This is a genomic window from Reyranella sp., from assembly GCF_030651995.1.
Taxonomy (GTDB): domain Bacteria; phylum Pseudomonadota; class Alphaproteobacteria; order Reyranellales; family Reyranellaceae; genus Reyranella.
In genome coordinates this window covers 1-12,218 of the sequence record NZ_JAUSBN010000005.1, presented here as the reverse complement: position 1 = coordinate 12,218, position 12,218 = coordinate 1, and the positions used below count along the sequence as shown (strand labels likewise).

Genomic DNA, 12,218 nt, shown 5'->3' with positions numbered 1-12,218 from the left:
CGGGACCTGCCAAGGGAGGGCGAAGGACGCGAGCGGCTTCAGCCGCCGCGCACCTTTCGTGTCGCCTCGACGTCGACGACGCCCTTGGCCGAGATCACGACACCGTAGTCCCTGAGCGCGGTCTCCACCGAGATCACTTCATCGAGCACGTCGTCCGCCACGTCGGCCGGATCGCGCTCCAGCGGGTTGCCGTAGCCGCCGCCGGCCGGGCCGTAGCAGACGAAGCGGCCGTCCCTGGCGATGTTCATGTGCGGTACCTTCGAGGGCAGTGCGCGGTCGGCCTGGCCGGGCACCATTAGGTCGAGCTTGGCCGGCATGCCCTCGCTGCCGCCCAGGAATCCCCAGGGCCGGTAGCGATGGCCTTCGCCCTCGACCGAGGCGCCGCCGTCGCTCAGGAAGGCGAACTCGCGGACCGAGCCCAGGCCGCCCCGCCATTTGCCGGCGCCCGCCACGTCCTCGCGCAGTTCGTAGCGCAGCACGCGCAGCGGCAGATGGGTCTCGATGTCCTCGATCGGGTTGTTGCGCGTGTTGGCATAGAGCGTGTCGACGGCGTCCATGCCGTCCTTGCCCAGCCGCCCGCCATAGGAGCCTTCGAAGATCTCCATGTGCACCCAGTGCGTCTCGTCCTTGAGGCCGGAGAAGGCGATGACCTTGAGGTTGCCGATGCCGGCCGAGACGTTGCCCGGCATGGCCTGCGACAGCGCCTTCATCACTGTGTCGGCGAGCTGGTTGCCCGGGCAGAAGCGCGCAATGGTGGGCGCCGGGAAGGTCGGGTTGGCCAGGCAGCCCTTGGGCGCCACGATGGTGATTGGCCGTATGAGACCTGCATTCACCGGAATGTGGCCATGGATCTCGGTATCGAGCAGCACCGAGCGGATGGTGAGCCAGATCGCGATGTCGGCGGTGCCTTCGAGCGGCATGTTGATCGGCCGGTCGGGAACCTGCGGCGCTGTCCCTGTCAGGTCGACCACCAGGGAGTCGTCCTTCTTGGTGATGGTGACGACGAGCGGCAGTTCCTTCTTGGTCGGATCGTCGCTGTCGAGATAGCCGTCGATCGCCGTCTCGGCGCGATAGACGCCGTCGGGCAGTTTGGCAATCGCCTGCCGCATCAGCCGCTCGGCATGGTCCATCAGCGCGCCGCACGCCCGCTCGAACGTCTCCAGCCCGTAGCGTTCGACCAGTTCGACCATGCGCTCCGCGCCGATGCGGGCCGCGGCCACCTGGGCATCCATGTCGCCGACCACGAGATCGGAGGCGCGGATATTGTCGCGCACGATCTGCCATACGGCGTCGTTCTTCACGCCGCGGTCGTAGACCTTGATCGCCTTGAATTGCAGGCCTTCGGCATAGGCGTCGATCGCCTCGACGATGCCACAGGAGCCGGGCGACAGCGCGCCGATGTCGAGATGGTGCGCCGTGGTCGCGGCAAAGGCGATCAGGCGGCCCTGCACGAAGACCGGCACGATGAAGGCGACATCCGGCCCGTGGCTCGCACCGGAATAGGCGTCGTTGTGCATGATGACGTCGCCCGGACGGATCGTGTCGCCGCGCGCTGCCAGGATGCGCTGGATGCCGCGCACGTAGCCCGGAATGGGTCCCGACTGCAGCGGTGTCGACTGGGCCGATTCGGCCAGGCCGCGGCCTTCCGCGTCGACGAGGGCCGCCCCGAAATCCTCCGACTCGCGGATGATCGAGGAGTAGCTCATGCGCATCAGCTTGTAGCCCATCTCGACGGCGATGTTCTCCAGCGCCCCCTGGATCACGCTGCTGGTGATCGGGTCGATGCGGTCGGGCTTGGTCGCGGGCTGGCGGGCGGTGGCGGGGCTCATTGCTTGGCCTCCTTGCGGATCATGAGATTGCCGGCCGTGTCGGCCTCGAAGCTGAAGTGTGGCGGCACGACGGTGGTGGTGTCCATCTGCAGGACGATGGCGGGACCGGGGATGCGCTCGCCGACCGGCAACAGGTCACGGCGGTAGAAGGTAGTCGGATAGTCGGCGAGCTTGCCGTCGATCCGGAAGGTGCCGTTGCCGGAGCGCACCGTCGCCGCGGCGAGCGAGCGGGCGCCATCCGTCACGGGCTTCGCGATGGTGGCGGCGCTGGCCGCTTCCACGAGGCGCAGGTTCACGATCTCGATTGCCGACTCGGCGAAGTGGTGGCCGTACTCGCGCTTGTGGACGTCGTGGAAAGCCTCGAAGGCCCGGGCGAGGGCCGCCCCGTCGAGGACGCCGTCCGGGAAGGTGACCCGGAGTTCGTAGCCCTGGCCGACGTACCGCAGATCGCCGCGGCGCTCGAAAGTCACCTGGGCCAAATCGATTCCGTCGGCCCCGAAACGTCCGGCGAGTTCCTTCGCCATGGCGTCGAAGTCGGCATTGATGCGCGCAAGGTCGGCGGCGCCCGACACCTGGAACGAGGTGCGGATCGCGTCGTAGCGCAGGTCGCTGATCAGCAGGCCGACCGCCGAGGTGATGCCGGGATGCGGCGGCACGATCACCTCCGTGACGCCCAGCATGTCGGCCACTTCGGCGCCGTGCAGAGGGCCGGCACCTCCGAACGCCACCAGCACGTAATTGCGTGGATCTATGCCCTTCTGGACGGTGCGGGAGCGGATGGCGTTGGCCATGTTGGCGTTGATCAGGGTGATCACGCCCTCGGCCGCCTCGCGGTCGGAGAGGCCGAGCTCACGCGCCAGTTCGCCGATCACACGGCGGGCCGCGACCTCGTCGAGCGACATGCCGCCGCCCAGGAAATTGCCGCCGTCGAGCCGCCCCAGCACCACGTTGGCGTCGGTGACCGTGGCCCGCGTGCCGCCGCGTCCGTAGGCGGCGGGGCCGGGGACGGCGCCGGCCGAGCGTGGTCCCACCTTGAACGCGCCTGCCTGGTCGACATAGGCGATCGAGCCGCCGCCGGCACCGATCGTGTGCACGTCGATCATCGGCACCAGAACGGGGAAACCGGCGATCCAGGTGTCGCGCGCCGTAGCCTCGCCGAAGCCACCTTCGGTGACGATGCCGATATCGGCCGAGGTGCCGCCGACGTCGAAGGTGATGAGGTTGCGCTTGTCCGAGAGAGCGCCCGCCCAGTCGCCGCCGATCACGCCGGCGGCCGGTCCCGAGAGCAGGGTGAGCACCGGCCGCTCCGCCACCATGCCGGGCGTCGCGACGCCGCCGTTGGAGGCCATGATGCGCAGGTCGGCCTTGAAACCCGAGGCTTCGATCTCCGATTCGAGGCGGGTCACGTAGTTGCGCACCTTCGGTCCCACGAAGGCGTTCATGGCCGTCGTCGTGAAGCGCTCGAACTCGCGGAACTGAGGCGACACCGACGACGAGGTCGTGGCGAAGCACTCCGGATATTCCTCGCGCACGATCGCCAGGGCGCGGGCCTCGTGCGTGGCATCCAGATAGGAGAAGAGGAAGCAGATGGCGATGGACTGCACGCCGGCCTCCTTCAGCTCGCGCACGGCCTGCCGCACGCCCTCCTCATCGAGCGGCTCCAGCACCTCGCCGCGTGGCGGCACCAGCCGTTCCGTCACGGTCTTGCGGTGGCGGCGCTTCACCAGCGGTCGGTCCTGCCAGGGAATGTCCTGCATGATCGAGTAGTGCTGCGGCCGCTGGTGGCGCCCGATATGCAGGATGTCGCGATAGCCGCCGGTGGTGATCATGCCGGTGACGGCGCCGTCGTGCTCGAGGATCGCGTTCGTCGCGATGGTCGTGCCGTGGAACACCGTGTCGATCGTCTCGCGCCGGATCGAATACTTGTCGCAGAGCGCCATCAACCCCTGCACGACGCCGCGGGAGGGATCGTCCGGCGTGGTCGAGACCTTGTGCACGGCGGTTCGGCCGGCCTCGGTGTCCGCAAAGACCAAGTCGGTGAAAGTGCCGCCCACGTCCACGCCGATCAACCGCATCACCGCCTCCCTGTGCCTCGCATAGGTCCCCAGCGAGCAAGGACCGCGCCAACGCCCCATGGGTTGTCGCTTTGTCCCCAGGGAATCTTACACGGCTGGCATACGGCTTGCTTTGCCCTTGGCATGGCCAAGCAGCCGGACATTGAACTCGTTTCCCTGACAAAGCGCTACGGCGAGACCGTGGCGGTTGATTCGATCGGCCTGCGCATCCCGGCCGGGTCCTATTGCTGCCTGCTCGGGCCAAGCGGCTGCGGAAAGACCACAACCTTGCGCATGATCGCCGGGCACGAGGAAGCGTCCGAGGGTGATATCATCCTGGGCAGCGAAAACATCACCGGCCTTCCGCCAGCGGCCCGCGGGACCGCCATGATGTTCCAGAGCTACGCGCTGTTTCCGCATCTCGATTGCACCGACAACGTGGCCTTCAGCCTCAAGATGCGCGGCATCGACAAGGACACGCGCCGGGCCCGCGCCGTCGAGATGCTGAAGCGCGTCCATATGGGCGCCTATGCCGGCCGCCTGCCGGCCCAACTCTCCGGCGGCCAGCAGCAGAGGGTCGCGCTCGCGCGGGCGCTGATCACCGATCCGCAGGTCCTGCTGCTCGACGAGCCGCTGTCGGCGCTGGATCCCTTCCTGCGCATCCGCATGCGTGAGGAGCTGAAGAGCCTGCAGACACGGCTCGGAATCAGCTTCATCCACGTCACGCACAGCCAGGACGAGGCGATGGCGCTGGCCGATCTCGTCGTGGTGATGAACGCCGGCCGAATCGAACAGGCGGCCCCGCCACGTGAAGTGTTCAACCGGCCGGCTTCCGCCTTCGTTGCCAAGTTCATCGGCGGCCACAACGTGCTGCCGGCGGCCGTCGCGCGCGCGGGCGCGGGCGAGGGGCCGTTCGTCGCCATCCGGGCCGACCGCTTGTCGGTGCAGCCCGGCACTGCAGGCGAGGCGGGCGTCACGTCGCTGCAGGGCGTCGCACGCTCGGTCGAATATCTCGGATCGACCGTGCAGGTCGGCATCGATGTCACGGGTCTCGAAACGCTGTCGGCCACGCTCTCGGAGGCGCGGTTCGACGCGTCGCCGGTGCGACCCGGCGAGCCCGTCACTCTGTCGTGGAAGCCCGAGGACGTGCACGTGCTGGGGCGCTGAAGGGACGTTTTTGGGAGGCGGCCCCGCGCCGTCGCAGTGAAGGAGGAAGACGAGATGGCTCGGAAATCGAAGGGCGGCATCGGCCGCCGCAGGATGCTCAAGGGCGCGGCCGGCATCGCGGGCGTGGCCGTCGGCAGCGGCGCGCTCACCGGCTTTCCGGTGATCTGGGCGCAGAACAACAAGAACATCGTGCTGCGCCAGTGCGGCACCGGCGTCTCGGCGATCAACGAGATCGCGGAGAAGTGCAAGGCCGACCTCGGCATCACGCTTCAGATGACGGCGCTCGATTCCGACGCGGTCGTGCAGCGCGTCGTGACGCAGCCGAATTCGTTCGACATCGGCGACATCGAATACTGGATGATCAAGAAGGTCTTCCCGGCGAACACGCTGCAGGCAATGGACGTCAAGAAGATCAAGCTGTTCGACAAGATCGTGCCGATCTTCACCACCGGCAAGCTCAAGGCCGACAGTGTCATCGCGCAGGGAACGGCGCCCAGCACCGTCAGCTTCGTGGAGGGTGCGGGCTCGACCAAGTTCGCCAAGGGCCAGACCCAGTGGTTCACGGCGGTGCCCACGATCTACAACGCCGATACGCTCGGCATCCGTCCCGACCTGGTCGGTCGCAAGATCGAGTCCTGGAAGGACATCCTCGACCCGAAGTTCAAGGGAAAGACCTCGATCCTGAACATCCCGTCGATCGGCATCATGGACGCCGCGATGATCTGCGAGGCGGCCGGCATCGTGAAGTACGGCGACAAGGGCAACATGACCAAGGCGGAGATCGACAAGACCATCGATTTCCTGATCAAGACCAAGAAGGAGGGCCAGTTCCGCGCCTTCTGGAAGACCTTCGACGAGTCGGTCAACCTCATGACCTCGGGCGAGGTCGTGATCCAGTCGATGTGGTCGCCGGCGGTGTCGGCGGTGCGCGGCAAGGGCGTGCCCTGCGTCTACCAGCCCCTCAAGGAAGGCTACCGCGCCTGGGGTGGCGGTCTGGCGCTGGCCAAGCACCTGCAGGGCGCGCAGCTCGACGCGGCCTACGACTACATCAACTGGTACCTGTCCGGGTGGGTCGGCGCCTTCCTCAACCGCCAGGGCTACTATTCGGCGGTGCTCGAGACGGCGAAGGCCAACATGACGGCCGACGAGTGGGGCTTCTGGATGGAAGGCAAGCCGGCCCAGGGCGACATCAAGAACCCGCAGGGCCAGATCGTCGAGAAGGCCGGCGCGGTGCGCGACGGCGGCTCGTTCTACGACCGCATGGGCGCCGTCGCGTGCTGGAACGCGGTGATGGATGAGGACCGCTACATGGTCCAGAAGTGGAACCAGTTCATCGCGGCCTGATCGTTTCGAATGTTGCGTTTAACCCCCTCAGCCTGCCCCTCCCCCTAGCGGGGGAGGGTGGTATGAATCGATGAACCGCGCAAAAGCCTGGGTCACCTACCTGCAGGTCGCGCCGCTCGCGCTGGTGTTCCTGCTGTTCCTCATCGTCCCGATCTCCACGATCGTGGTGGTGAGCTTCTTCGACTACAATACGACCCAGATCATCCCGGCCTTCCTGCTGCAGAACTACGAGGAGCTGCTGCTCTCGCCGGTGACCTGGCGGACCTACCAGCAGACGATCCAGTTCGCGGTGATCACCTGGGCGCTCACCCTCGGCATCGGCTTCACCGTCGCGTACTTCGTGGCCTTCCACGTGCGCTCGCCCACGATTCAGACGGTGCTGTTCCTGCTCTGCACCATCCCGTTCTGGACCTCCAACGTCATCCGCATGATCTCGTGGATTCCGTTCCTGGGGCGCCACGGTCTTGCCAATACGACGCTGATGAACCTCGGCCTGATCAGGGAGCCGCTCGAGTTCCTGCTCTATTCCGATTTCTCGGTCGTGCTGGCCTATGTTCACCTCTACACGCTGTTCATGGTGGTGCCGATCTTCAACTCGATGATGCGCATCGACCGCAGCCTGCTCGAAGCCGCGCGCGACGCCGGCGCGAGCGGCTGGCAGACGCTGGTCAACGTCATCCTGCCACTGTGCAAACCCGGCATCGCCATCGGCTCGATCTTCGTCGTCACCATCGTCATGGGAGACTTCGTCACCGTGCGCATGATGAGCGGGGGCCTGAGCGCCTCGGTCGGCCTGATGATGGCAAACGCCATGTCGCTGCTGCAGTATCCCGCCGCCGCGGCCAACGCGGTGATCCTGCTCCTGCTGGTCCTGTTCATCGTCGCGGCCATGATGCGCCTGGTCGACATCCGCAAGGAGCTGTGACGTGACGCACGGCAAGCGCGGTCCCGCCTTCTGGTTTCTCGGCGCCTTCTTCTGCCTGTTCGTGCTGTTTCTCTACGGCCCGACGCTGACCATCCTCATCCTGTCGTTCCAGGGACCGTCGGGCGGGCTCACCTTCCCGATGAACGGCGTGTCGCTGCACTGGTTCAGGAACCTGTTCGAGAAGCAGATGGTGGGGGACTTCGCGGGCTCGCTGCAGCGCTCGATGATCCTGGGCGTCGCGGTCATGCTGGTGACGGTCGTCGCTTCCTTCTCGGCGGGGCTGGCCTTCCGCTCGCGCTTCCGCGGCTCGGGCATCATCTTCTATCTCGCCATCGCCAGCCTGATCGTGCCCTCGATCCTGATCAGCCTGGGCATCGGCCTGCTCTACCGCGTGCTGGGCTGGGATCCCGCCTGGTACAGCTCGGCCTTCGGCGCGCACCTGACCTGGACCCTGCCGTTTGGCCTGCTGATCATGTTCGCCGTCTTCAACCGCTTCGACCGGCGCTACGAGGAGGCGGCACGCGACCTCGGCGCATCCTCGTGGCAGACGATCCGGCATGTCGTCGTCCCGATCCTGCTGCCGAGCCTGATCGGCGTCGGCCTGTTCGGCTTCACGCTCTCCTACGACGAGTTCGCGCGCAGCCTCTATACGGCCGGCACGTTCAACACCCTGCCGCTCGAGATCTATGGCATGACCACCAATGTGACGACGCCGGTGCTCTATGCGCTCGGCACGGTGACGACGGGCGTCTCCTTCGTCGTGATCGCGCTCGCGCTGCTGTCGGTCACATGGCTGCGGCGCCGACGCGCCCGCCATGGCAGCGATGCCGGAAAGGCCGCCTGATGACGCGTCGTGCAAGAGTGCTGCGCCTGTCGACGGCGGGCCCGCAGGATACGGCGCCGCTCACCGCCGCCATCGCGTCGGGGGAGGTTGACCCAACGACCATCGTGGCCATCGTCGGCAAGACCGAAGGCAATGGCTGCGTCAACGATTTCACCCGCGGCTACGCCACCTTGGCGTTGAAGCTGGCGCTGGCCGAGGCGCTGGGCTGTCCGCTGGCAGAGATCGAGAAGCGGGTGGCCATCGTGATGTCGGGCGGCACCGAGGGCGGGCTGTCGCCGCACCTGATCGTCTTCTGTCGCGAGAACGCGCCGCCGCCGGCCTCGACCGGCCCGCGACTGGCGATCGGCGTTGGCCTGACCCGAGCGTTCGCGCCAGAGGAGATCGGCCGGGCGCCGCAGATCGAGGAGACCGCCGCCGCCGTGACTTCGGCCATGAAGGATGCCGGCATCGCCACGCCGCACGATGTCCACTTCGTGCAGATCAAATGCCCGTTGCTGACCAAGGAGCGGATCCAGGACGCCGCAAAGCGCGGCGCCACGACGGCGACCGGCGATACCTACCATTCGATGGCCCTGTCGCGCGGCGCGTCGGCGCTGGGCGTCGCGCTCGCGCTCGGCGAGATCAAGGACGCGCCGGAAGCCGCGATCTGCCGCGACTGGTCGCTCTATTCGCGGGTCGCCAGCACCTCGGCGGGCGTCGAACTCCTGCGCAACGAGATCGTGGTGCTGGGCAACGCGCACGGCTGGTCCGGCGACCTGCTGATCGATCACGACGTGATGCGCGATGCCATCGATGCCGGTGCGGCGCATCGCATCCTGGGACGGCTCGGCGTGACCGGCGACGATGTCACGGCCGTGCTGGCCAAGGCCGAAGCCGCGCCCTCGGGCGCGATCCGCGGGCGGCGGCACACGATGCTGGACGACAGCGACATCCACTCGACCCGACACGCAAGGGCACTGGTGGGCGGTGTGCTGGCCGGCGTGATCGGAGACACGATGCTCTACGTTTCGGGCGGCGCCGAGCACCAGGGCCCGGCTGGCGGCGGGCCGATCGCGATCATTGGGCGGGTCTGAGCGGCTGGGATAGGCTCGCCCCTTGAGTCAGGAGAGCCCTGCGATCTGCTCGGCGGGCGCTGCTGCACCGAATGCCACATGGACCGCGGGATCCGGTAAACATGGGCGCTGCCTCGACACCCGAGTTACACGATCAGAAAGTCCGACGCCGCCAACGCGGGGGCTCCGGTCAGAATGGCAAACTGCAAGGCGCCGCCCGCGTCGGCGCCGTTGCTGTCGAAGAAGAGCGCGCCGGTGGAGGTGTTGTAAACGATCTGCGCGGCGGAGCCCGTTGCAGTTCCGATGGCGAACTGCGAGGCGCCCAGCTGCCCAACGGTCAAACCAGGGAAGTAATTCTCCTGATTGATCTCGATGATATCGGAGTCCGGCGCGAAGTCGGTGATCCGGTCGATGCTCGCGCCGGCACCGATCGGCGAATCGAATATGAATACATCGTCGCCGGTACCGCCGGTCATGGTATCGCTTCCCGAACCGCCGTTGAGGCGATCCTGGCCTGCTTCCCCGACAAGCGTGTCGCGGCCGTCGCCGCCAAACAGGCTATCGTCGCCATTTCCGCCATTCAGCCTGTCGTGAAAGCCTGAGCCGACCAGCGAGTCCGAGTTGACCGATCCGGTGATGTAGATCGCCGACGTCAATCCGGCGTCCCGGATCTCCACCGAGTTCAGGCCGCTGATTCCCGCCGTGAAGTCCAGCGCGCCGCCGGCGCCCCGCACGGAGAACGAGATCTGAGCATCGGGCGCGGCCAGATCGGCCGTGTAGGAGTCGAACGACGCGAGTTGTCTTATGGTGCCACCGAGGAAGCCATAATAGGTATCGAGGGTTTCGACGCCACGAAACACGAACAGCCCGAGATCCGCCGAGCGGACGGTGTCATGTCCGGAGCCTCCTTCGACGTAGCCGGAACTCGTGCTCGCGCCGTCGATCCGGATCGTATCGTCGCCCGACCCGGCATAAATCACCGCGCTTGCACCAGACGTCGTGATCGTATCGTTGCCGGCCAAAGCCCTGATCACGTCATTGCCCGCCCCGCCATCGAGGACGTCGTTCCAGTAGGTTCCACGCAGCAGATTGTCGAGTTCATTGCCGCTCAACATCAATCCCGTTGAGCCGAGCGCCCACAGAACCTCGATGGCTTGCCCAGCCTCGAGCGTGAAATCGACGCGCGTGAATACCGTATCGACGCCACTTCCCGTCGTTTCGTCGACCTGATCGGTCGTGTCATCGACGAAATAAGTGTCGTCTCCCGCACCACCGAACATGGCGTCGGTTCCAAGGCCGCCATACAGCCTATCGTCGCCTTCGCCGCCGATCAGCGTGTCGTCGCCTTCGTCGCCGTAGAGCCAGTCATTTCCACCAAGGCCGTCTATCCAGTCAGCGCCGCGCCGTCCGTACACGATATCGTCCGCCGCCGTCGTCATGCCGATGCCGATGATGTCGTCACCGGCTGTGCCCCTGATCATGCAAATGGCTCCCGAGTTCCGAGGGCAGAATGCGCCTTTATAGGTTGCACGCAAGTAGCCGCGTTCGCCACATTCACGGCCGCTCACTGTATTTTACGTGGCATTTTACGCGGTATCGTCAGTGCCACGCTGCAGAGAAGCGAACCGCAGATCCTCCTACCCGAACACGGTGCACCGCGCGCGGCGGCGCTCCGTGCCGTGATTCAGTCCACCGTCGCCTGACCCTCGTCGCGATAGGCCCAGCACGTGTCGGGCGGCAGGGTGAGGGCGACCTCCCCGTCGTTGTGGCGCGCGGCCGTACCGAGCTCCAGCACCTCGACCAGCCAGATGGGGCGCTTCGAGACCGAGTGCTCGCGAGCGACGAGAGCATTGCCGCGCTCACCGATCTGTCTGGACCTTGGATCGACCGCGTTGACTGCCGGCGTGCGTCGCGCTCCATCGCGCTCGGCATGGATTCCGGCGTCCGCCCGACCCATGGCGATCAGGAAGGCACCGCCTGCAACGGCCACTTCGCCTGAACCTGCTACCACCCGCTGTTCGTGTTCAACCAGTTCGGCGACCTGGAGCGTTCCGCGCTGCGCCCGGGCAACGTCCATTCGGCGGACGGCTGGAAGGACTTGCTCGAACCGGTCGTGGCGCGCTATCGGCAGTGCGAGCTTCGCCGCTACTTCAGCGCCGATGCCGCCTGCGCCAGCCCCGAGGTCTAAGCGCTCCTCGAAGCCGAAGGCTACCATTACACGATCCGCCCGCCGGCCAACCGCATTCTGCAGGAGCGCATCGGCCATCTGCTCAAGCGCCCTGTCGGTCGCCCGCCGCTGACGGTCCGGTGCTTCTACGCCAGCTTCAGCCATCAGGCGGCAAGCTGGACGATGCCACGCCGCATCGTGGCCAAGGTCGAGTGGCACTCCGGCAAGCTTTATCCCCGCGTCGGCTTCATCGTCACCAACCTGTCGCGACCGCCGGAGCGGGTCGTCGCCTTCTACAACGGGCGCGGCACGTGCGAGCAATGAATCAAGGAAGGGAAGAACGCGGTTAAGTGGACGCGCCTGTCATGCTGCGCGTTCGCCGCCAACGCGGTGCGTCTTCATCAGTTGCATGCGCCGGCCTACGACATCGCCAATTTCATGCGGACGCTGGCGTTACCCGAGGCCGTCGCGCAGTGGTCGCTGACCGGCCTGCGGGAGAAGCTGATCAAGATCGGCGCCAAGGTCGTGCGCCATGCCCGTTACGCCGTCCTCCAGATGGCCGAGGTCGCGGTGCCGAGAGAACTGTTCGAGCAAATCCTGCGGCTGATCGACGGACTGCGACGACGACCAACCCCAGCGTAAGACCGAATGGGGCGAATGCGTCGCCACCACGGGAGAAGTGCGTCTGAGTGACAAGAAAAATGAGCCGAATCGACGGGTCAGACGTCGCTTTGGGCGGTGAACACGGCAGGAGCGCCGGGAGAAAGGTGCCGGCCGACCATAGATTCCCCGAAACTCGGCGGAATGATAGGACTTACCCCGTTCCGCAGCTTCAT

At 66.3% G+C, this 12,218-nt stretch carries 8 protein-coding genes and 1 pseudogene; 6 read left to right on the top strand and 3 right to left on the bottom strand.

Annotated elements, in window-relative coordinates:
* Positions 1 to 38: 38 nt before the first annotated feature.
* Both Q7V45_RS00745 and Q7V45_RS00740 read right to left on the bottom strand, forming a co-directional pair.
* Entirely contained in the window at positions 39 to 1,829 is a 1,791-nt protein-coding gene (locus Q7V45_RS00745; RefSeq protein ID WP_304845367.1) for a hydantoinase B/oxoprolinase family protein, read from the bottom strand.
* Entirely contained in the window at positions 1,826 to 3,904 is a 2,079-nt protein-coding gene (locus Q7V45_RS00740) for a hydantoinase/oxoprolinase family protein (protein ID WP_304845364.1), read from the bottom strand. The genes Q7V45_RS00745 and Q7V45_RS00740 overlap by 4 nt, the downstream gene beginning before the upstream one ends.
* 123 nt (positions 3,905 to 4,027) lie before the next feature.
* Between Q7V45_RS00740 and Q7V45_RS00735 the strand changes: the two genes are divergently transcribed.
* From Q7V45_RS00735 to Q7V45_RS00715, 5 genes are all read left to right on the top strand, one after another.
* Positions 4,028 to 5,050: an ABC transporter ATP-binding protein gene (locus tag Q7V45_RS00735; RefSeq protein ID WP_304845361.1), complete on the top strand. Its 1,023-nt coding sequence runs from the start codon at positions 4,028 to 4,030 to the stop codon at positions 5,048 to 5,050.
* 54 nt (positions 5,051 to 5,104) lie between these two features.
* Positions 5,105 to 6,394 carry a PotD/PotF family extracellular solute-binding protein gene (locus Q7V45_RS00730; RefSeq protein ID WP_370692529.1) on the top strand — a complete coding sequence of 430 codons (1,290 nt, stop codon included), beginning with the start codon at positions 5,105 to 5,107 and terminating at the stop codon, positions 6,392 to 6,394.
* A 70-nt stretch (positions 6,395 to 6,464) separates the two neighbouring features.
* Positions 6,465 to 7,319, top strand: coding sequence for an ABC transporter permease (locus Q7V45_RS00725; RefSeq protein WP_304845357.1), 855 nt, complete (start codon positions 6,465 to 6,467; stop codon positions 7,317 to 7,319).
* 1 nt (position 7,320) lies between these two features.
* Positions 7,321 to 8,163: an ABC transporter permease gene (locus tag Q7V45_RS00720; protein ID WP_304845354.1), complete on the top strand. Its 843-nt coding sequence runs from the start codon at positions 7,321 to 7,323 to the stop codon at positions 8,161 to 8,163.
* On the top strand, positions 8,163 to 9,236 hold the full coding sequence (locus Q7V45_RS00715; RefSeq protein ID WP_304845351.1) for a ring-opening amidohydrolase: 1,074 nt from the start codon (positions 8,163 to 8,165) through the stop codon (positions 9,234 to 9,236). The genes Q7V45_RS00720 and Q7V45_RS00715 overlap by 1 nt, the downstream gene beginning before the upstream one ends.
* A 125-nt stretch (positions 9,237 to 9,361) precedes the next feature.
* Here the strand turns inward: Q7V45_RS00715 and Q7V45_RS00710 are convergent, their stop codons facing one another.
* Positions 9,362 to 10,696 carry a calcium-binding protein gene (locus tag Q7V45_RS00710; protein ID WP_304845348.1) on the bottom strand — a complete coding sequence of 445 codons (1,335 nt, stop codon included), beginning with the start codon at positions 10,694 to 10,696 and terminating at the stop codon, positions 9,362 to 9,364.
* A gap of 297 nt (positions 10,697 to 10,993) precedes the next feature.
* Between Q7V45_RS00710 and Q7V45_RS00705 the strand changes: the two are divergent.
* Positions 10,994 to 12,024, top strand: a pseudogene (locus tag Q7V45_RS00705) (IS1380 family transposase); the annotation flags it as partial.
* Positions 12,025 to 12,218 lie beyond the last annotated feature (194 nt).